The organism is Streptomyces sp. CGMCC 4.7035 (assembly GCF_031583065.1).
GTDB lineage: Bacteria > Actinomycetota > Actinomycetes > Streptomycetales > Streptomycetaceae > Streptomyces > Streptomyces yaanensis.
In genome coordinates this window covers 6168343-6189459 of the sequence record NZ_CP134053.1, presented here as the reverse complement: position 1 = coordinate 6189459, position 21117 = coordinate 6168343, and the positions used below count along the sequence as shown (strand labels likewise).

The following is a 21117-nucleotide window of genomic DNA, read 5'->3' as shown; positions in this document are numbered from 1 at the left end:
CCTGCACGGTGCCCCTCTGTAGGGGCGCGGGGAACTGCTGTAGGGGCGCGGGGAACTGCGCGACAGATACCACCGGCCCGAGCCGGACAAGACTCCCGCACTCCCGGACACACGACGGGGCCCGGGGAACCACCAGGTTCCCCGGGCCCCGAGTAGTCGGTCCGGCCCAGCGGCAGCGCTACCGCATGCGACCGCCCCGAGGCATCCGCATCCCCTTCGGCAGCGGCCCCTTCGGGAGCGGCATGTTGCTCATCAGGTCGCCCAGCGCCCGCAGTCGGTCGTTCGTCGCGGTGACCTGGCCACCGGTGAGCACCCGCGGAAGCTTCAGCATCGTCGTGCGGAGCTTCTTCAGCTCGACCTGGCCCTCGCCCGTGCCGACGACGATGTCGTGCACCGGCACGTCCGCGACGATGCGCGCCATCTTCTTCTTCTCGGCGGCCAGCAGGCTCTTCACCCGGTTCGGGTTGCCCTCGGCGACCAGCACGATGCCGGCCCGGCCGACGGCCCGGTGCACCACGTCCTGGCTGCGGTTCATCGCGACGGCCGGCGTGGTGGTCCAGCCACGGCCGATGTTGTCCAGAACCGCGGCGGCGGCGCCCGGCTGGCCCTCCATCTGCCCGAAGGCGGCGCGCTCGGCCCGGCGTCCGAAGACGATCGCCGTCGCGAGGAAGGCGAGCAGGAAGCCGAGAATGCCGAGATAGATGGGGTGACCGATCAAGAAGCCGATCGCGAGGAAGACACCGAAGGTGACGATCCCGACAGCCGCGAGTACAAGACCGATCCTGGGGTCGGCCTTGCGGGTCATCTTGTAGGTCAGGGCGATCTGCTTCAGTCGCCCCGCGTTCGCAGCGTCCGCTGCAGTTTCCTTCCTCGCCATGCCACGAAGTCTACGTGGCCCCGGGAGCGGCGACGACGGCAGTGCCCGGTGGGGGAGCGGTGGGGTCGCTCCGGGGCGGGGGAGTGCGAGTCGTGGCTAGGAGCGCGATACCGCGGCGTCGAGCACGCGCTGCGCCTCGACGCGGTCCTTGGCGCGGCGGCGGTCCTCCAGGACGGAGGTCCAGGCGTTCCGGCGGGCGGTCCGCTGGCCGCCGCTCATGAGCAGCGACTCGATGGCACGGAGTGCATCGGTGAATGACGGGATCGCGGTGGCGCGAACGGGTGCGGCCTGCATGATGGAGGTCCCCCCTCGGATCGGCGGCTCTGGGTCAGGGTGTACGTGGCGTAAGACCAGGGTCACTGTTCGGTGTTACCAGGGCGTGACTGACCGGTCAAACGTCAATGAAGCCTTGATGTGATGCCCGAAAAGCGCGACGCGGCCCCGATGTGCCCGCTAGCTGCGGGGATGGTCGGGGCCGCGTCAATCGGCCACTACCGGACGGTAGTCGCTTGTGCGCGGATTCACACGCAGGGAACTGGCACGCAGTGCCATGTCCATCAGTGAGGGCGGGATCAGACGGCCTGCGAGGCGACGTACGTGCCTCGCTTCTCGACGGCCATCTGGTACAGCCGGCCGGCGCGGTACGAGGAACGCACCAGCGGGCCGGACATCACGCCCGAGAAGCCGATCTGCTCGGCCTCCTCCTTCAGCTCCACGAACTCGTTCGGCTTGACCCAGCGCTCCACGGGGTGGTGGCGGACGCTCGGGCGCAGGTACTGCGTGATGGTGATCAGCTCGCAGCCGGCCTCGTGCAGCTGCTTGAGCGCCTCGCTGACCTCCTCGCGGGTCTCGCCCATGCCGAGGATGAGGTTGGACTTCGTCACCAGGCCGTAGTCGCGGGCCGCGGTGATGACCTTCAGGGAGCGCTCGTAGCGGAAGCCGGGGCGGATGCGCTTGAAGATCCGGGGGACCGTCTCGACGTTGTGGGCGAAGACCTCGGGGCGGGAGGCGAAGACCTCCTCCAGCAGCTCCGGTACGGCGTTGAAGTCGGGGGCGAGCAGCTCGACCTTGGTGTGGCCGCCCTCGCGGCCGGCGGTCTGCTGGTGGATCTGGCGGACCGTCTCGGCGTACAGCCAGGCACCGCCGTCCTCCAGGTCGTCGCGGGCGACGCCGGTGATGGTGGCGTAGTTCAGGTCCATGGTGACCACGGACTCGCCCACGCGGCGGGGCTCGTCGCGGTCGAGCGCCTCGGGCTTGCCCGTGTCGATCTGGCAGAAGTCGCAGCGCCGGGTGCACTGGTCGCCGCCGATGAGGAAGGTGGCCTCGCGGTCCTCCCAGCACTCGTAGATGTTCGGGCAGCCGGCTTCCTGGCAGACCGTGTGCAGGCCCTCGCTCTTCACGAGGCTCTGCATCTTCGTGTACTCGGGACCCATTTTCGCCCGGGTCTTGATCCACTCGGGCTTGCGCTCGATGGGGGTCTGGCTGTTGCGGACCTCCAGGCGCAGCATCTTGCGTCCGTCGGGTGCGACTGCGGACACATCGGCTCCCTGTAGCTTCGATTCTTCGGCGTACACCAGGGTACGCCCGTGATTATCGGCCCCCGCGTCGAGGCCAACCTGAGGGCTTCGGGGTGCATTCCCCTGCCCGGGGTGCGCCGGGATTTTTTTCGCCCCCGCCGCCCCTACCCGTCCCGTCTCCAGGGGCTCCGCCCCTTCGACCCCGCCCGGGGGGCTGGCTCGGCCCCCTCGGACCCCTGCGGGGCTCGGCCCCTGCACCCCGCCAGGGGGCTCCGCCCCCTCGGACCCCCGCGGGGCTCGGCCCCTGCACCCCGTCGGGGCTTCGTCCGTTCGGGCCTCCGCTGGGGCTTCGTCCGTTCGGGCCCCCGTTGGGGCTTCGTCCCTTCGGGCCTCCGCTGGGGCTTCGTCCCTTCGGGCCTCCGCTGGGGCTTCGTCCCTTCGGGCTCCCGTTGGGGCATCGTCCCTTCGGGCTCCCGCTGGGGCTTCCCCCCTCGGACCCCCGCCGGGGCTCCGCCACGGACCCCGCTCCTCAAACGTCGGAGGGGCTGAATCTTTCAGGGGCGGCTGGGGCGAGAACATGTGCTTCGGTGGCCCGCCGGGCTACGCCGAGGCCCGTTCGATCTCGCGCGGCTTCAGCTCCGCGTTCTCCAGGACGTCCCGCAGATGCCGTTCCGCCACCGGCAGGACCTCCGCGATCGTCACGTCTCGCTTCAGCTCGTTCGCCAGCGACGTGACGCCCGCGTCACGGATCCCGCACGGGATGATCCTGTCGAACCACGCGTTGTCCGGGTTCACGTTCAGCGCGAAGCCGTGCATCGTGACGCCCTTGGCGACGCGGATGCCGATCGCCGCGATCTTGCGGTCCTCCCGGCGCTGGCCGGCGTTGGAGGGGGCGTACTCCGGGCCGTTCAACCGCGGGTCGAACTCCTCGTCCGTCAACCGAGGGTCGAAGTCCAGCGACAGCCCGCCCAGCGACGGCCGCTGCTCCACCGGGTCGCCGAGGACCCATACGCCGCTGCGGCCCTCGACCCGGGTGGTCTCCAGGCCGAACTCCGCGCACGTGCGGATCAGCGCCTCCTCCAGACGCCGGACGTGCGCCACCACGTCCACCGGGCGCGGGAGCTTCTGGATCGGGTAGCCCACCAGCTGGCCCGGGCCGTGCCAGGTGATCTTGCCGCCGCGGTCCACGTCGATCACCGGCGTGCCGTCCAGGGGGCGCTCGTCGTCCGCCGTGCGCCGGCCCGCCGTGTAGACCGGGGGGTGCTCAAGGAGCAGGCAGGTGTCCGGGATCTCGTCCGCGAAGCGGGCGGCGTGCACCCGGCGCTGCTCGTCCCAGGCCTCCTGGTACTCGACGGCCTGAGCCCCGAACCCCATACGGACGAACCGCAACTCACTCACGGCAAGCGCCTCCCTAGAAGCTTCGTAAGGCGCGAAAGGCGCCCACGCCACTGTACGTCCCCCCGCCGAACCGGTGCCGTCCGGTCGCGCCCGTCAGCCCGATCGAGTAATCCTCACACGATCGGATGAAAGGGCAGTGAACTGTGCGATCGCGTGCTCACTCTCCGCTACATTCGCGCCGTCCACGTGGCCATAAGGGCTGTTCACAGGCGATCCGGGTACCGCGGCGACCGGGGGAGGCACCTGCCCCTCCCCGAGGCCGCCGCAGAGGCCCGAAAGGCAGGAGACCGCACCGCAGATGACGGAACGACCCGCGCAGCGCACCCCCAACCGACAGCTCGCCGCGCTCATCGCAGAAGCGGGGTTCTCCAACGCAGGTCTCGCCCGTCGCGTCGACCAGCTAGGCCTCGAACACGGGCTCGATCTCAGATACGACAAGACATCCGTGACGCGATGGCTGCGCGGACAGCAGCCGCGCGGCACCACACCCGCGCTCATCGCCGAGGTGTTCACGCGGCGGCTCGGACGCCGGCTCACCGCACAGGACCTCGGGCTCGACGCCTGTGCCCCGGTGTACGCGGGCCTGGAGTTCGCCGCCACCCCCGAGGAGGCCGTCGACATCGTCAGCGGGCTGTGGCGCAAGGACTCCGGCAGCCACGCCGAGCTGCGCAAGATCGCCTTCACCCCGGCCGGGCTCGTCGTGCCCAGCCGGGACTGGCTGATCGGCCGGGCCGACGACAAGGTGACCCGCGGTGAGGCCGCCCCCCGCGTCCCCGCCCAGGGCCGCCCCGTCGTGCCCCGGCAGCGCGGCCAGTCCGAGCGGGGTGCCGGCCAGAAGGTCAGCGGTGGTGACATCGCCGCGCTGCGCTCGGTCGGCGAACTCTTCCGCGCCCTCGACCACGCCTACGGCGGCGGCCACGCCCGCCAGGCGCTCGTGCGCTACCTGGAGCACGAGGCCGAGCCGATGCTCCGCGGGACCTACGGTGAGCAGACGGGCCGCCGCCTGTTCGCGGCGGCCGCCGATCTGACCCGGCTCGCGGGCTGGACGTCGTACGACATCGGCGCGCACGGTCTCGCCCAGCGCTACTTCGTCCAGGCACTGCGGCTCGCGCAGGCGGCCGGGGACCGGATGTACGGGGCGTATGTGCTGGTCACGATGAGCCGTCAGGCCGTCTACCTCGGCCACGGGCGCGAGGCCGTGCAACTCGCGCGCGTGGCGCAGCAGGGCGTCGGTACCTCGGCGCCGCCCGTCGTCCAGGCGCTGCTGCACGCCGTCGAGGCGCGCGGACACGGCGTGCTCGGCGAGGTACGGGCGTGCACGGCCTCGCTGGTGCGGGCCGAGCGGGCACTGGAGTCCGCCCGGACCGGCGACGAAGCCCCGTACTGGGCACGGTTCTTCGACGAGGCGCAGCTCGCCGACGAGTTCGGACACTGCCACCGGGACCTGCAGCAGTACCGGGCCGCGGTCCAGCACGCCGAGCGCTCGCTGCAGCTGCGGGCGCCCGGCTACGCCCGTAGCCGGCTGTTCTGCCGGGTCGTGCTCGCCACGGCGCGGCTCGGCCTCGGCGAGCTGGACCAGGCCTGCCTGTTGGCGGCCGAGGCCGCCGGGCAGGCCTCGGAGATGCGGTCGGTGCGGGCGGTCGAGTACGTACGCGACTTCGAGCGCCGCCTGGAGCCGTACAGGGACGCGGCGCCGGTGCGCGGCTACCGCGACAAGGTCGCGGCGCTGCACTGAGCCCCAGGCCCTGTCGTCGAACTCCCGCCTGCCCGGCAACGGGAGTTCGACGGCAGGAGCCAAGTGGGTTCGCTGATCTCCGGTGCGGTTCGACAGCGCCCCAAAGGGGCGCGGGGAACTGCGCGACCAGCCACAACGCGCTCGCAGGTGACGGACCTCCTTCCAGCGGAGCGCCTAGGCCGCCGTGCGCAGCGGTTCCGCGATGTTCATCGGGCCCGCGCCCAGGTCCGCGAGCACGGCGGACGCGGCCCGGCGTCCGGAGTGCAGCGCGCCCTGGACCGTGCTCGTGTCGCGGTGGTCGCCGCACACGTACAGCCCGGCCAGCAGCCGTACCGGCCGGCGCCGGTCGTGCGGTGGCCGCATCGCCGGCACGGCCCGTGCGGTGTGGCGCACGGCGAGCGTCTCCCAGCGCGCGGTCGAAGTGCCGTACAGGCGCGCCAGGTGGGCCCGTACGGCGCCGTCGACGTCGTCGGGCGGCGGACCGAGGACCGTCGAGGAGATCAAGGCGCGGCCCGCGGGCGCCCGGGACGGGTCCACGTGGCTGACGACCGCGGTGTGCGCCACCGGCCCGCCGCGGTCCGCGTCGAGCAGCAGCGACGCACCGGTCGACGGCGGCTCGTCCGTGGTGTGGTGGACGACGGTGACGGGATGGAAGTCCGGCACCCGCAGACCGGGCAGCAGCTCGGCGGCGGTGTGCGCGTCGGTGGCCACCAGAACGGCGGCGCAGCGGAATTCACCGTGCTCGGCGGTGGTCACCGAGGTGGTGGAGACCGAGGTCACCCGGACCCCCGTGTGCACCGTACCCGGCGGCAGCGCCCGTGCCAGCAGCTCCGGCAGGACCTCCGCCCCGCCCTCCGGTACGCACAGCCGGCCGCTCGCGAAGGCGTGCAGCGCGAGGTCGGCGCAGCGGCTCGACGTGGTCAGTTCCGGGTCGCACAGCAGGGCGGCGAGCAGCGGCCGCAGAAAGCCGTCCACGGTACGGGCGGGGATCCCACGGGCCGCGAGCGCGCGCCCCGCGGGCAACTCGGGCCGGGCCAGCAGCCGTTCCAGGGGCGTGGCGGCGATCCGCGCGAGCTCGGCGCGCAGCCTCAGGGGCGCGACGATGCGGAGGGGGCGTGGGGATCCCCCCGTTCGAGCGAAGCCGAGAAGGGGGGAGCGCGGCGGCCCGAAGGACTGGGCACGGTCGCCGGCCTGGTCCATGGCACCGCCGAGCGGCCCGTCGGACCGCCACTCGGCCGAGCGCGCCCCCGCTGCCCTCGACCGCGCCGTCCGCGGCCCGATCGACCGCACTCCCGGCAGCCGCGCCCCGGGCGCATCGCTTCCCGCTCCGGGCGCGGGCGTTACGCGGGGAGCACTTGCCAGGGCGCGTACAGCGCTGAGTGCGCTCCGTGCGCCCCCCGCGCCCCCTCCCGTCAAGGGGGCGCCCACGCGGTGATGTCGCCCCTCGCTGTGCACCAGGACGCCCGGCGCGAAGGGGCGCAGGACGAGCTCGTCGAGCCCTGGGGTCAGGCACAGTTCGGGATACGACGTGGACAGGAGCTGTCCGATGCGGTCGAGCCGGAAGCCGTCGACCTTCTCGGTCGACATGCGGCCGCCGACGCAGTGGGCGGCCTCGACGACTGCGGTCGTCACTCCTGCGCTGGTCAGCCGGTGGGCCGCCGCGAGGCCGGCGACCCCGGCCCCCACGATGACGACGTCCGCCTGATACACGGGCTCTAGCACGTGCCCCTCCTCGAGGTTGTGCGGCCGGTGGAGACGTCATGCCCCCAACAGACGTGAGGAATACCCGAGTTCGAATCGAGGGTAGGTTCGGCGACGGTCAAGGGGAGTCGCGCATGAACAGGGCACGGTCGCACGGCGGTCGCATATGGTCGAAAACGGGAACCCCGGGTCGCCGTTGCCGGCACCGGGGCGCCGTCCGGAGCTACCGCCGGAACACTCCGGGACTACTGCCGCAGGGCCGCCCGAAGCGCCTCCTCGATGTCCGGGAACGTGAACGAGAAACCGGACTCCACAAGGCGCGTCGGCAGCACCCGCGCGCTGCCGAGCACGTCCCCGGCCATCTCGCCGAGCGCGGCCCGCAACACCGGCGCGGGCACCGAGAAGAGCGTCGGACGGTGCAGCACGCGCCCCATCGCCGCCGTGATCTCACTGTTCGTCAGCGGCTCGGGAGCCGTCAGATTGAACGGCCCGGACAGCCCCTCGGTGGAGATGAGATGGCGGATCGCCGCGACCTCGTCGTACAGCGAGATGTACGACCAGTACTGGCGCCCGTCGCCCATCCGCCCGCCGAGCCCCGCCTGGAACAGCGGGAACAGCCGCCCCCAGGCACCGCCCCCGCGGGCCACCACCAGGCCCGTGCGCACGAACACCGTGCGGACGCCCGCCGCCCGCGCGGCCGCCGCCGCCTCTTCCCACTCCACGCACAGCGAGGGCAGGAAGCCGTCCCCGGGCGGTGCCTCCTCGTCGACCGCCCGGTCCCCGGTGTCGCCGTAGTAGCCGATCGCACTGCCGCTCACGAACACACGCGGCGGCTCGGGCAGGGAGGCCACGGCCTGCGCGAGCGCCTCCGTGCCGAGCACCCGGCTGTCGCGCAGCGTCTTCTTGTACGCGTCCGTCCAGCGGCGGTCGCCGACCCCGGCCCCCGCCAGATTGACCACGGCGTCGCACCCGGCGAGCCCGGCCGTGTCCACATACTGCCCTTCGGGATCCCAGCAGACCTCGTCTTCGCTCCGGGCCCCGCGGCGCACCAGGCGCACCACCTCGTGCCCGTCCGCGACCAGCGACCGCACCAGGGCACTGCCGATGAGACCGGACGCACCGGCCACGGCGATTCGGGAACGTTCCATGTGCCCATCCTGCACGCCGTGCCCCTCCCGCACGCCGCACCCCTCGCCCGACCCGCCCGGCCACCCCGAAACCACCGGGCAGGTCGTCGGACCCCCGCCGTACAGTGACCCTCATGCCGATTCCGCACATACGTCTGGCCACGTCCGACGACGAGGAGGTACTCGGTCGGCTGGACCGTGACACCTGGTCTCCGCTGCACGCCGTCCAGCCGCGCCCTCAGCCGCCGTACCAGCCCTTCTTCAACGAGCGGTTCGGGCCGCGGGACCACCTCGTCGCCGAGCTCGACGGCGCGGTCGTCGGCTACATCAAGCTGGCGTTCCCGACGCCGCTGGCGTGCAACTCCCACGTCCGGCAGATCCAGGGACTGGCCGTCGCCGACGAGGCGCGCGGCGCCGGGATCGGCCGGGCGTTGCTGCGCGCCGCGCAGGACGAGGCCCGGCGGCGCGGAGCGCGCCGCATCACCCTGCGCGTCCTCGGACACAACGCCCCGGCCCGGGGGCTCTACGAGTCCGAGGGGTTCGTGGTGGAGGGGATCCTCCCCGAGGAGTTCCTGATCGAGGGCGAGTACGTCGACGACGTGCTCATGGGGCGCTCCCTGTAACGCTCGGGCGTTCGCTGGACCTTCGGGCGTTCCCTGGACCCTCGGGCACTTCCCGTGACTCAGGACGTGACGAGGTCGCCCGTGTCCACCGGCGTCGTGGCCCGCGTCGCGCGCTTCGCGTCGCTCGCGACCTCGGCCGCCGTCAGGACGTACCCCGTCTCCTGGTCCGAGGTGGAGCGGGCGAAGACCACGCCGTAGACCTCGCCGTCGGTGGTGAGCAGCGGGCCGCCGGAGTTGCCGGGCAGGACCGTCGAGCGGATCGAGTAGATCTCCCGGGTGACGGTGTCCGTGCTGTAGATGTTCTGGCCGTTGGCGCGGATCCGGTTCGCGACCGTCGCGGCCCGCAGCGTCAGGTCTCCGTCCTGCGGATACCCCGCGACCACGGCCGCGTCGCCCCGCTCCGCGCCGTCGTCGAAGCGCAGGACAGGCGCGTGCAGATCGGGCACGTACAGCACGGCCACGTCCCGCTCGGGGTCGAAGAGCACCACCCGGGCCCTGTACGCGGGACCGACGCCGCCGATCCGTACGGCCGGGTCGTCGATGCCCGCCACCACATGGGCGTTGGTCATCACGTGCCGCGCCGCGTACACGAAGCCGCTGCCCTCGCGGCCCTGGTCGCCCGCGGCGCCCTCGATCTTGACCGTGCTGAGCTTGGCGGCGTTCGTCGCGCTCGCCGTGACGTTGTCCCCGGAGGGCTTGGCGACCCCGGTCGCCGGTTCGTTCTCGAAGGGGTTGAAGACCTGCGGGAAGCCCGCCTGGGTGAGCGCGGACGTGGCCCGGGAGAACCAGGTCGGGGTGGTGTCCGGCATCGCGTTCTGCACGGCGCCCAGCAGCCTGGAGTCCCGTATCGCCTCCGTGACCAGCGGGGAGGAGGAGGCACCGAGGACGCTCGCGGCCACCCACGCCACGAGCAGCACGGCCAGCGTGTTCGCCGCGGCCCCACCGATCCCGTCGGCCACCCGCAGCGGCCCGCGGTCCAGTTCGCGCCGCAGCTTCAGCGCGAGGCGAGCCGCCAGCTCATGGCCCACCACCGCCGGGACCAGCACCGTGCACACGGCGGCCACGGTCGCCGCCGTCGTCCCCCGCGCCACCAGGTTCATCACCCACGGCAGGACCCACACCCCGACGACGGCACCGCCCACGAAACCGGCCAGGGAGACGCAGCCGGCCACCAGTCCGCGCCGATAGCCGGACGCGGCGTAGGCCAGGATCACCAGCATCAGCAGGATGTCGAGCAGGTCCACGGAGCCGCCTTTCTCTGGGACCCCCTAGTACGCGCGGCGGGAGCGCAGTGATCAGCCGCGCGCGCGTACGCCCGGAAATCGGCCACGCACGCGTCGACCTGTAAAAACGCCGTGGAACGGGACGATGGTTCCGCCAGGTGGCACACCACACATCGCGGATGCGGGGGAGGGGACCGACAGTGGGTCCATGCGTGTCTTGCGAAGATCGCGGGGGGCCGAGAAGAGGCGTGCGGTACGGATTCCGGGCGCCGCCCTGATGCTGCTCGGCTGTCTGCCCGGGTTCGCCGCCGTCCTCGCGTTGGTGCTGTGCGCCTCCGGGGTCGAACGCACGGTGGCGCTCCAGCCCTCGCAGCCGGTCGAGGCCCGCTCCGCCGTCCTGCACCCGGCGCCGAAACCACGCATCGTGCCGAGGACGGTCTGGGCGGACGCCACCACCCGCAACCAGCCGCCCCCGCGCTACGACGACAAGGTCGTCGCGGTCTTCGTGCACCACACCGACTCGCCCAACGGCTACAAGTGCGCCGACGCGCCCCGCATCATCCGCTACCTGTACACGGGCCAGAGGGGCGCCCGCCAGTGGGACGACATCGGCTACAACTTCCTCGTCGACCGCTGCGGCACGATCTACGAGGGCCGCGCGGGCGGCATCGACCGCCCCGTCACCGGCGCCCACACCCAGGGCTTCAACCACCGCACGGCGGGCATCGCCGCCATCGGCACCTTCACACAGGGCATCGCGGTGCCCAAGGCGATGACCGACGCGATCGCCGCCCTGGCCGCCTGGAAGCTGGGCCTCGCGGACATCGACCCGCGCACCCGGGTCCGGCTCGTCTCCAGCAACGGCCTGAGCCGGTACAAGGCGGGCACGGCGGCCATGCTGCCCGCGCTCGCCGGCCACAACGACGGCTATATGACGAGCTGTCCCGGAGCGGCCCTCAGCGCCCTCCTGCCGGCCATCAGGGAGCAGGCGGCGCGGCTGCAAGGCCGGGGGCATGACGGGCCCCCGAGCATGGCCCCGAGCACGCCGACGAGCAAGACCCCGAGTACGGCCACGAGCACGCCCACGAGCACGGCCCCGAATACGCCCACGAGCACGCCGTCGAGCACGGCCCACAAGAAGCCGTGACGTCCGTCCTTGAAGCCCGGCCCACAGCGAGCTGTGACGAGCCGTGACGCCTTCGACCAGGGAGGCCCACGAGGCCCGCGACAAGACCCACAGGAACGCCACAGGCCGTACGCAGAGTCCTCAGATCCCCGCGCCCTACGGTTTCGAAGCAAGCCGACCGGAGGTGGGGATCATGAGCAGCAGCAGTCGTACGGAGACGAAGAAGACGAGCACGTGGGCCGGGGCCGTGCGCAACCCCTGGGCGGTGGTCTGCGCGGTGGCGACGGTCGTCCTCGGCCCGGCGGCGGCCACGGCGTCCGCCCTCGACCAGGCCAACAGGGCCCCGATGTACCACGCGGCCCCGCACGACCGGGCGCCCGGACACCTCTTCGCGGGCGCCGGTCAGGCCCAGGCCTACCTTCCCTCGGACTCCACCCGCCGACGCGTGGCGTGAGCGGCGGGGCGACCGGGGCGCCGACCGCGCCTCAGCCCTTGAACCGTTCCCAGAGCCTCGGGTAGCGCTCGGCGAGCGCGGATTCGTCCTCCAGGTCGAACGCCGTCCCCTCCGGCTCGGAGGGCGCCGGCGGGATGCCCAGGTCGGGCGCCACGGTGCCGGTGAGCTGCTCGTACGCCTCGTCCGCCGCGTAACCGAGCTCCTCGCCGTCCCCGTCGACCTCCTCGTCGAAGTCCTCCAGGAGGTCCGCGAGCGAGTCCGGGTCGTGCACGGCACCCTCGAAGACCTCCCGGCCCTGGCCGATCAGCCAGCACCGGAAGAAGTCGAACGCGTCGTCGCTCGCCCCGTCGAGCAGCACCCAGGCGGCGCCCCACAGGTCCCAGCGGTAGGCGCGGTTGTACCGGGCCTCGAAGTGCCGGGCGAAGTCCAGGATCTGCTCCGGGTCCAGCTCAAGCAGCCGCTCCACGAGCAGGTCCGCCTGATCCTCCGGGTCGCCCTCGGCTGCCTCGCGGCTCGCGTCCACCAGCTCCCAGAACTCCGTCTCGTCCATCACGGGACCAGCATCGGCCCTGAACGGGTGGGGCGCACGTGGAGTGCGGCGGATCGTCAGGGGGCGTACAGCCCCGCGAGCCGTATCGCGTCGCCCGCGAAGCGCGTCCGCAGCCCCTGGGGGGACAGCACCTCGACCTCCGCGCCCAGCGCCGTGAGTTGGGTGTGCGCGACCTCCTCGGATTCCACCGGCAGGGTCAGCGTCACCCAGCCGTCCTCGTCCGGGGCGCCCGCGGTCCTCAGCGCCTCCCGGGCGGAGAGGGGATCGACGGCGTACGGCAGCCTCCGCACGCCGTCCCCGGACAGCCGCACCACGACCTCGGCCCGCAGGACGGACCGCGCGAACTGCTCGGCCCGTTCCTCCCAGAAGGCCGGCAGATCGAACTCCTCGGCCCGGGCGAACCGCTCCTCCCCGGCGTCCACGGCCGTGAAGCGGTCGATGCGGTACACCCGGAAGGAACCGGAGGAACTCTGCCCCGCCACCCGCGCGCACAGGTACCAGACACCCGCCTTGAGCACGAGCCCGTACGGTTCCAGGTCCCGCTCCACCACGTCCTCGCCGCGCCGGTATCGCGCGGTGATCCGCCGGTCGTCCCACACCGCGTCCGCGACCGCCGGCAGCAGCCGCGGAGTCCCGGGCTCCGTGAACCAGGCGGGCGCGTCCAGATGGAACCGCTGCGTCGCCGTACGGGAGGCGTCACGGAGGGAGGGAAGAAGGGCGGCGGACACCTTCAGGCGGGCCGCTGAGGCCGCGTCCTCAAGCCCCATCTCGCGCAGCGCCCCGGGTACGCCACTGAGGAACAGCGCCTCGGCCTCGCCGCGCGCGAGCCCGGTCAGCCGTGTGCGGTACCCGCCGATCAGCCGGTAACCGCCGGCCCGCCCCCGGTCGGCGTACACCGGAACCCCCGCCTCCGACAGCGCCTGCGCGTCCCGTGTGACGGTCCGCTCGGACACCTCCAGCTCCCGGGCCAGCTCGGCGGCGGTCATGGAGGGCCGGGACTGGAGCAACAGCACCATTTTGATGAGACGGGCGGCACGCATGGGCTCATGATGCCGGGCACCACCGACAGCGAAGGCGGCACCGGCAGCGAAGGCGGCACCGGCAGCGAAGGCGGCACCGACAGCGAAGGCGCCACCGACAGGGCAGGCGCCACCGACAGCGAAGGGGCACGGCGGCTGCCGTGCCCCTTCACCGAATTCACCGGACCGCCGGCCTCACAGGCCGTACTTGTCCCGCGCTTCCTTCACGGCCGTGGCCTTCACCTCGCCGCGCTTGGCGAGCTGCGCCAGCGCCGCGACGACGATCGACTGGGCGTCGACGCCGAAGTGGCGGCGGGCCGCCTCACGGGTGTCCGAGAGGCCGAAGCCGTCGGCGCCCAGCGAGGAGTAGTCCTGCTCGACCCACTGCGCGATCTGGTCCGGGACCTGGCGCATGTAGTCGGAGACCGCGAGCACCGGACCCTCGGCGCCCTGAAGGGCCTGACGCACGTACGGGACGCGCTCCTCGCCCCGCAGCAGCGCCGCGTCCGCCTCCAGGGCGTCGCGCCGCAGCTCGGTCCAGGACGTCGCCGACCACACGTCCGCCGCGACACCCCACTCCTCGGCGAGCAGCTTCTGCGCCGTCAGCGCCCAGTGGATCGCCGTGCCGGAGCCCAGCAGCTGGATGCGCGGGGCGTTGGCGGCCGGGGAAAGCCCCGCCGACTCGGCCGTGTTGAAGCGGTACAGGCCCTTGACGATGCCCTCGTCGATGCCGAGACCCGACGGCTTGGCGGGCTGCGGCAGCGGCTCGTTGTAGACCGTGAGGTAGTAGAAGACGTTCTGGTCCTCGCCCGGGGCCGCCTCGCCGTACATACGGCGCAGGCCGTCCTTGACGATCGTCGCGATCTCGTACGCGAACGCCGGGTCGTACGTCAGCGCGGCCGGGTTCGTGGCCGCGATCACCGGCGAGTGGCCGTCGGCGTGCTGGAGGCCTTCACCGGTCAGCGTCGTGCGGCCGGCCGTGGCGCCGACGAGGAAGCCGCGGCCGAGCTGGTCGCCGAGCTGCCACATCTGGTCGGCCGTGCGCTGCCAGCCGAACATCGAGTAGAAGATGTAGAAGGGGATCATCGCCTCGCCGTGCGTCGCGTACGCGGTCGACGCGGCGATGAAGTCGGCCATCGAACCGGCCTCGGTGATCCCCTCGTTGAGGATCTGGCCGTTCTTGGCCTCCTTGTAGTACATCAGCTGGTCGCGGTCGACCGGCTCGTACGTCTGGCCCTTGGGTGAGTAGATGCCCAGGGACGGGAAGAGGCTCTCCATGCCGAAGGTGCGCGCCTCGTCCGGGACGATCGGCACCCAGCGCTTGCCGGTCTCCTTCTCGCGGACCAGGTCCTTGACGAGGCGGACGAAGGCCATCGTGGTCGCCACGTTCTGCGAGCCGGAGCCCTTGTCGAAGGAGGCGAACGCCTTCTCGGCGGGGGCCGGCAGCGGCGCCAGCGCGTGCGTACGGCGGGCAGGGGCCGGACCGCCGAGGGCCGCGCGGCGCTCCTGGAGGTAGCGGACCTCGGGGGAGTCGGCGCCCGGGTGGCCGTAGGGGACCACACCGTCGACGAACTTGCTGTCGGGGATGGGGAGTTCGAGCAGGTCGCGCATCGTCTTGAACTCGTCCACCGTCAGCTTCTTCATCTGGTGGTTGGCGTTCTTCGACGCGAAGCCCTGGCCGAGCGTGAAGCCCTTGACCGTCTGGGCCAGGATGACCGTCGGGGCACCCTTGTGCTCCAGGGCCGCCTTGTACGCGGCGTACACCTTGCGGGCCTCGTGGCCGCCACGGGAGAGGTGGAAGCACTCGAGGATCTTGTCGTCGCTCAGCAGCTTCGCCATCTCGACGAGCGCCGGGTCCTTGCCGAAGAAGTCCTCGCGGATGTAGGCGGCGTCGCGGGTCTGGTACGTCTGGACCTGCGCGTCCGGTACCTCACGCAGGCGGCGTACGAGCGCGCCGGTGGTGTCGAGCTGGAACAGCTCGTCCCAGGCCGAGCCCCACAGCGTCTTGATGACGTTCCAGCCGGCACCGCGGAACTGGGCCTCCAGCTCCTGCACGATCTTGAAGTTGGCGCGGACCGGGCCGTCGAGGCGCTGCAGGTTGCAGTTGATGACGAAGGTGAGGTTGTCGAGGCCTTCGCGGGAGGCGAGCGCCAGGGCCGCCGTCGACTCGGGCTCGTCCATCTCGCCGTCGCCCAGGAACGCCCACACGTGGGACGTGGAGACGTCCTTGATGCCGCGGTTGGTGAGATAGCGGTTGAAGCGCGCCTGGTAGATGGCGGAGAGCGGACCGAGACCCATGGAGACGGTCGGGAACTCCCACAGCCAGGGCAGCCGACGCGGGTGCGGGTACGACGGCAGGCCGTTGCCGCCAGCCTCCTGGCGGAAGTTGTCCAGGTGGGCCTCGTTCAGGCGGCCGTCGAGGAACGCGCGGGCGTAGATGCCGGGGGAGGCGTGGCCCTGGATGTACAGCTGGTCGCCGGAGCCGGCGGCGTCGCCGGAGTCCTTGCCCTTGAAGAAGTGGTTGAAGCCGGTCTCGTAGAGCCAGGCGGCGGAGGCGAAGGTGGCGATGTGGCCGCCGACGCCGTGTTTCGAGCCACGGGTCACCATCGCGGCCGCGTTCCAGCGGTTCCACGCGGTGATCCGGGCCTCCATGGCCTCGTCACCGGGCGCGGCCGGCTCGGCGGCGGTGGGGATGGTGTTGACGTAGTCCGTTTCGAGGAGCTTGGGCAGCGCGACGCCGCCCGCCTCAGCGCGCTCCAGCGTGCGGCGCATCAGGTACGCGGCACGGTGCGGCCCGGCCGCCTTGGTGACGGCGTCCAGGGAGGCCTGCCATTCGGCGGTCTCCTCGGGGTCGCGGTCCGGGAGCTGGTCGAGCTCGCTCGGCTGGATGGCGTTGGGGTCGGTCATGTCGCCGCCTTCCTCAGTCGAAGGGGGTTCCCTATGAGGGTTTTGGGGGGTGCCCTTGGTCTTTGGCAGGACAGGGCGAGGGCTTGGGTAGAAGCCCGTCGGCGACTGTAACTCCCTGATCGATGATCGATCAAAGGGGAGGCCCCAAAATCTGTTGATTTCGAGAAAGTCGGCACGGGGTGTCTTCGCCGAAGGCACGGGGTGCCGCTGTTTTCGCAGGTAGAGAATGCGTTTGAGCGGAGGTCCGCTCAAGGTCACGCCTGCGGCGCGCAGCCGAGGACGTGGGCCTTCACCAGCTCGGCGATCCGCGGGTCGTGGCGACGGAACGCCTGGACCAGTTCCTCGTGCTCCTCCGCGTACGACTGCTGCACCGTGCCCAGCCACCGGATCGACAGGGCGGTGAACACCTCGATGCCCAGCCCCTCCCAGGTGTGCAGCAGCACCGAGTTCCCGGCCGCCCGCACCAGTTCCCGGTGGAAGGCCACCGTGTGCCGCACCTGCGCCGTCCCGTCCGACGCGCGGTCCGCCTCGTACAGCGCCGCGACGTGCGGCTCCAGCGCGGAGCAGTCCTCCGCCAGCCTCTCCGCCGCCAGTTCCGCCGCTATGGCCTCCAGGCCTGCCCGGACGGGGTAGCTCTCCTCCAGGTCGGCCGCCGTCAGGTTCCGCACCCGTACGCCCTTGTTGGGTGCCGACTCGATCAGCCGCAGTGACTCCAGCTCGCGCAGCGCCTCCCGCACTGGGGTCTGGCTGACCTCCAGTTCGGTCGCGATCCGCCGCTCGACGATCCGCTCGCCCGGCTTCCAGCGCCCGCTGACGATCCCTTCCACGATGTGCTCGCGGATCTGTTCGCGCAGCGAGTGGACGACGGGCGTGGTCATGAAGGCTCCTTAGGCGGGGACTCAGATCCAATGCTGTGGCCCGGGGGGCCTCGTTGCGGGGTGGCGGTCGGGCGGCGGGCGGGACCCTGGGGCGTTTGACGTTTAGACAATAAGGCCGTATCCCGCCGCGGGAGGGGCGCATGGGGGCGCTTTCGCGCAGGTGAGACGAGACTTACACGCCCCGGAATGTGCCCCGTGAGCGCGGTGCCGGGCAAGGGCCTGTACCGGACGTATCGCCTGCGCGGTCACGGCGGCTGTGATGGCGGCGGTCGTGGCGGTCGCGGGTGCCGGCCGAGCGGGTCGGGGAAGTACAAGCCGGACCGCACGAAGATCAAGAAGGTCAGGAGCATGCCCGGGACGGCCTCGACGCCCGGCACCTGCTGAGGCGCGACGTTCTGAAGGCTGCGGAAACGCGGTGCCCCCGCCCGGAGAACTCCGGACGGGGGCACCGTACAAGCGGCTGGAGCTGAGGGCTCAGGGGCCTCAGAGGCCGAGCTCGACTTCTCGTTGAGATCCTCGGCCTCCAGAGGCCGCCGGAATCAGAGGCCGAGCTCGACCTCGAACTCGCCCGCCTCCAGGATCGCCTTGACCGCGGTCAGGTAGCGGGCCGCGTCGGCGCCGTCCACCAGACGGTGGTCGTAGGACAGCGTCAGGTACGTCATGTCGCGGACGCCGATGACCGTACCCTCCTCCGTCTCGATGACGGCCGGGCGCTTGACCGTGGCGCCGATGCCGAGGATCGCGACCTGGCCCGGCGGCACGATGATCGTGTCGAACAGGGCACCGCGCGAACCGGTGTTGCTGATGGTGAAGGTCGCGCCGGACAGCTCGTCCGGGGTGATCTTGTTGCCGCGGACCTTGCCCGCCAGTTCGGCCGTGGCCTTGGCGATGCCGGCGATGTTGAGGTCACCGGCGTACTTGATGACCGGGGTCATCAGGCCCTTCTCGGAGTCCACCGCGATACCGATGTTCTCGGTGTCGAAGTAGGTGATCGTGCCCTCGGCCTCGTTGATCTTGGCGTTGATGACCGGGTGGGCCTTCAGCGCCTGGGCCGCCGCCTTCACGAAGAACGGCATCGGGGAGAGCTTGACGCCCTCACGCGCGGCGAACGAGTCCTTGGCCTGGGCGCGCAGGCGCATCAGGCGGGTGACGTCGACCTCGACGACCGAGGACAGCTGGGCCTGCTCGTGCAGGGCCTTGACCATGTTGTCGCCGATGACCTTGCGGATCCGCGGCATCTTGACGGTCTGTCCGCGCAGCGGGGAGGCCTCCAGGACGGGGGTCTTCCGGGCGGCCGGAGCGGCGGCGGCAGCCGGAGCCGGAGCGGCGGCGGCGGCCTTCGCGGCCTCGGCGGCGGCGATGACGTCCTGCTTGCGGATACGGCCGCCGACGCCGGTGCCCTTGACGGTGGACAGGTCGACGCCGTTCTCGGCGGCGAGCTTGCGCACCAGCGGGGTCACGTAGGCGCCCTCGTCGGTCGGCTTGGCGGCGGCCGGAGCGACCGGGGCCGGGGCGACCGGGGCGGGCGCGGCAGCCGGAGCGGCGGGGGCCACCGGAGCCGGGGCGGCAGCGGCGGGGGCCACCGGAGCGGCCGGAGCCGGAGCCGGAGCGGCGGGCGCGGCCGGGGCGGGAGCCGGAGCCGCGGGGGCGGCCGGAGCCGGGGCGGCGGCGGCCGGGGCGGGAGCCGGAGCGGCCGGGGCCGGGGCGGCCGCCGGAGCGGCACCCGGAGCGCCGATGACGGCCAGCTTGGCGCCGACCTCGGCGGTCTCGTCCTCGCCGACCGTGATCTCGAGCAGCACACCGGAGGTGGGCGCCGGGATCTCGGTGTCGACCTTGTCCGTGGAGACCTCGAGCAGCGGCTCGTCGGCGTCGACGGTGTCGCCGACCGACTTCAGCCAGCGGGTGACGGTGCCCTCGGTGACGGACTCACCGAGCGCGGGCAGGACCACGTCCGTGCCCTGGGCGGCACCGGCCGGAGCGGCAGCCGGGGCCGGGGCGGCCGGGGCTTCGGCGACCGGGGCCGGAGCGGGCACGGCAGCCGGGGCCGGAGCGGCGGCCGGGGCCGGGGCGGGCGCCTCGACGGCGGCCGGGGCCGGAGCGGCAGCGGGCGCACCCGTGCCGTCGTCGATGACGGCCAGCTCGGCGCCGACCTCAACGGTCTCGTCCTCGGCGACCTTGATGGAGGTCAGGACGCCCGAGGCGGGGGCGGGGATCTCGGTGTCGACCTTGTCGGTCGACACCTCGAGCAGCGGCTCGTCGGCCTCGACGCGCTCGCCCTCGGCCTTCAGCCAGCGGGTGACTGTGCCCTCGGTGACGCTCTCGCCGAGCGCCGGAAGGGTTACGGAAACCGCCATGGTTTCGGTTTCTCCTTAACGAATTGCGGAAGTCTGTGTCGTCGCGCCCGAAGACTGAAGGCGTCAGTCGTGGGAGTGGAGCGGCTTGCCGGCCAGGGCCAGGTGGGCCTCGCCGAGCGCCTCGTTCTGCGTCGGGTGGGCGTGGATGAGCTGGGCCACCTCGGCCGGCAGCGCCTCCCAGTTGTAGATCAGCTGGGCCTCGCCGACCTGCTCGCCCATGCGGTCGCCGACCATGTGGACGCCGACCACGGCACCGTCCTTGACCTGGACGAGCTTGATCTCGCCCGCGGTCTTGAGGATCTTGCTCTTGCCGTTGCCCGCCAGGTTGTACTTCAGAGCGACGACCTTGTCCGCGCCGTAGATCTCCTTGGCCTTGGCCTCGGTGATGCCCACGGAAGCGACCTCGGGGTGGCAGTACGTCACCCGCGGCACGCCGTCGTAGTCGATCGGGACGGCCTTCAGGCCGGCCAGGCGCTCCGCCACCAGGATGCCCTCGGCGAAGCCGACGTGCGCGAGCTGGAGCGTCGGGACCAGGTCACCGACGGCGGAGATGGTGGGGACGTTCGTCCGCATGTACTCGTCGACGAGGACGTAGCCGCGGTCCATCGCGACCCCGGCCTGCTCGTAGCCCAGGCCCTGGGAGACCGGGCCACGGCCGACGGCGACGAGGAGGACCTCGGCCTCGAACTCCTTGCCGTCGGCGAGGGTGACCTTGACACCGTCCTGGGTGTACTCGGCCTTCTGGAAGAAGGTGCCCAGGTTGAACTTGATGCCGCGCTTGCGGAAGGCGCGCTCAAGAAGCTTGGAGGAGTTCTCGTCCTCGACCGGGACGAGGTGCTTCAGGCCCTCGATGACCGTGACGTCCGAGCCGAAGGACTTCCACGCGGAGGCGAACTCGACGCCGATGACGCCGCCGCCGAGGATGATCGCGGACTTCGGCACACGGTCCAGGACGAGAGCGTGGTCGGAGGAGATGATGCGGTTGCCGTCGATCTCCAGACCCGGCAGCGACTTGGGCACGGAACCGGTCGCCAGGAGGACGTGGCGGCCCTGGATCCGCTGGCCGTTGACGTCCACCGAGGTCGGGGAGGACAGGTAGCCCTCACCCTCGATGTAGGTCACCTTGCGGGAGGCGATCAGGCCCTGCAGACCCTTGTACAGGCCCGAGATGACCTCGTCCTTGTACTTGTGGACGGCCGGTACGTCGATGCCCTCGAAGCTGGCCTTGACACCGAACTGCTCGCTCTCGCGGGCCTGGTCGGCGATCTCGCCCGCGTGCAGCAGGGCCTTGGTGGGGATGCAACCCCGGTGCAGGCAGGTGCCGCCGACCTTGTCCTTCTCGATCAGGGCGACGTCCAGGCCCAGCTGCGCCCCGCGCAGGGCCGCGGCGTAACCACCGCTACCACCGCCGAGGATCACTAGGTCGAAAACGGTGCTGGCGTCGTTCGCCACGTCACGTCCTCCATGCATGTGCGCCGTACGCCGGTCTCCAGTGACCGGTCGGCGGCTGGTGTCCGGCCGCTTGTTGCTTCGGCCCTTCGGTGGGGCCCTGTCCTGCCGAGAACCCATCTTTGCACTTGTTGGGAGTGGACGAGACGCGGGGCCGGTGTGTGACACATCGCACCCGC

At 71.8% G+C, this 21117-nt stretch carries 17 protein-coding genes; 4 read left to right on the top strand and 13 right to left on the bottom strand.

The genetic code is table 11. The annotated features are described in order from the left end of the window. Nucleotides 1-178 precede the first annotated feature (178 nt). The 4 genes from Q2K21_RS27135 to lipB form a co-directional block, all read right to left on the bottom strand. Nucleotides 179-877 (bottom strand): DUF4191 domain-containing protein, encoded by a 699-nt coding sequence (locus Q2K21_RS27135; RefSeq protein ID WP_310775987.1) that lies wholly within the window; start codon nt 875-877, stop codon nt 179-181. Nucleotides 878-973: 96 nt separating this feature from the next. After that, nucleotides 974-1171, bottom strand: a complete 198-nt coding sequence (locus Q2K21_RS27130; protein WP_310775985.1) for an SCO2195 family GlnR-regulated protein — start codon at nt 1169-1171, stop codon at nt 974-976. 278 nt (nt 1172-1449) lie between these two features. Next, nucleotides 1450-2415, bottom strand: a complete 966-nt coding sequence (gene lipA, locus Q2K21_RS27125) for a lipoyl synthase (RefSeq protein WP_310775983.1) — start codon at nt 2413-2415, stop codon at nt 1450-1452. A 579-nt stretch (nt 2416-2994) separates the two neighbouring features. Then, nucleotides 2995-3792: a lipoyl(octanoyl) transferase LipB gene (lipB, locus tag Q2K21_RS27120; RefSeq protein WP_310775981.1), complete on the bottom strand. Its 798-nt coding sequence runs from the start codon at nt 3790-3792 to the stop codon at nt 2995-2997. A gap of 298 nt (nt 3793-4090) precedes the next feature. Between lipB and Q2K21_RS27115 the strand changes: the two genes are divergently transcribed. Further along, nucleotides 4091-5527 carry a regulator gene (locus Q2K21_RS27115; RefSeq protein WP_310775979.1) on the top strand — a complete coding sequence of 479 codons (1437 nt, stop codon included), beginning with the start codon at nt 4091-4093 and terminating at the stop codon, nt 5525-5527. A 174-nt stretch (nt 5528-5701) separates the two neighbouring features. On the opposite strand, the gene Q2K21_RS27110 is transcribed toward Q2K21_RS27115, so the two are convergent. Together Q2K21_RS27110 and Q2K21_RS27105 are read right to left on the bottom strand one after the other, a co-directional pair. Then, on the bottom strand, nt 5702-7249 hold the full coding sequence (locus Q2K21_RS27110; protein ID WP_310775977.1) for an NAD(P)/FAD-dependent oxidoreductase: 1548 nt from the start codon (nt 7247-7249) through the stop codon (nt 5702-5704). 224 nt (nt 7250-7473) lie between these two features. Then, nucleotides 7474-8376 (bottom strand): TIGR01777 family oxidoreductase, encoded by a 903-nt coding sequence (locus Q2K21_RS27105; protein ID WP_310775975.1) that lies wholly within the window; start codon nt 8374-8376, stop codon nt 7474-7476. A 113-nt stretch (nt 8377-8489) separates the two neighbouring features. Here Q2K21_RS27105 and Q2K21_RS27100 point away from each other — a divergent pair, with 113 nt between their 5' ends. Beyond that, nucleotides 8490-8978 (top strand): GNAT family N-acetyltransferase, encoded by a 489-nt coding sequence (locus tag Q2K21_RS27100; protein ID WP_310775973.1) that lies wholly within the window; start codon nt 8490-8492, stop codon nt 8976-8978. A 59-nt stretch (nt 8979-9037) separates the two neighbouring features. Here Q2K21_RS27100 and Q2K21_RS27095 read toward each other — a convergent pair whose 3' ends face one another. Continuing rightward, the gene (locus tag Q2K21_RS27095) at nt 9038-10222 is read right to left on the bottom strand and encodes a MarP family serine protease (protein WP_310775971.1); all 1185 of its coding nucleotides are present in this window, start codon (nt 10220-10222) and stop codon (nt 9038-9040) included. Nucleotides 10223-10478: 256 nt separating this feature from the next. Between Q2K21_RS27095 and Q2K21_RS27090 the strand changes: the two genes are divergently transcribed. Further along, complete coding sequence (locus Q2K21_RS27090) at nt 10479-11348, top strand: peptidoglycan recognition protein family protein (RefSeq protein ID WP_310781271.1); 870 nt, start codon at nt 10479-10481, stop codon at nt 11346-11348. Nucleotides 11349-11520: 172 nt separating this feature from the next. After that, the gene (locus Q2K21_RS27085; protein ID WP_310775969.1) at nt 11521-11781 is read left to right on the top strand and encodes a hypothetical protein; all 261 of its coding nucleotides are present in this window, start codon (nt 11521-11523) and stop codon (nt 11779-11781) included. A gap of 31 nt (nt 11782-11812) precedes the next feature. Here Q2K21_RS27085 and Q2K21_RS27080 read toward each other — a convergent pair whose 3' ends face one another. From Q2K21_RS27080 to lpdA, 6 genes are all read right to left on the bottom strand, one after another. Beyond that, nucleotides 11813-12331, bottom strand: coding sequence for a DUF4240 domain-containing protein (locus Q2K21_RS27080; protein ID WP_310781269.1), 519 nt, complete (start codon nt 12329-12331; stop codon nt 11813-11815). 56 nt (nt 12332-12387) lie between these two features. Further along, nucleotides 12388-13371, bottom strand: coding sequence for a helix-turn-helix transcriptional regulator (locus Q2K21_RS27075; protein ID WP_310775967.1), 984 nt, complete (start codon nt 13369-13371; stop codon nt 12388-12390). A gap of 174 nt (nt 13372-13545) precedes the next feature. Continuing rightward, nucleotides 13546-16257, bottom strand: coding sequence for a pyruvate dehydrogenase (acetyl-transferring), homodimeric type (aceE, locus tag Q2K21_RS27070; protein WP_310775965.1), 2712 nt, complete (start codon nt 16255-16257; stop codon nt 13546-13548). 254 nt (nt 16258-16511) lie between these two features. Continuing rightward, nucleotides 16512-17135 (bottom strand): GntR family transcriptional regulator, encoded by a 624-nt coding sequence (locus tag Q2K21_RS27065; protein WP_310775963.1) that lies wholly within the window; start codon nt 17133-17135, stop codon nt 16512-16514. A gap of 539 nt (nt 17136-17674) precedes the next feature. Continuing rightward, entirely contained in the window at nt 17675-19489 is a 1815-nt protein-coding gene (gene sucB, locus Q2K21_RS27060) for a 2-oxoglutarate dehydrogenase, E2 component, dihydrolipoamide succinyltransferase (protein ID WP_310775961.1), read from the bottom strand. 63 nt (nt 19490-19552) lie between these two features. Next, nucleotides 19553-20941, bottom strand: a complete 1389-nt coding sequence (gene lpdA, locus Q2K21_RS27055) for a dihydrolipoyl dehydrogenase (RefSeq protein WP_310775959.1) — start codon at nt 20939-20941, stop codon at nt 19553-19555. Between the last annotated feature and the right edge of the window lie 176 nt (nt 20942-21117).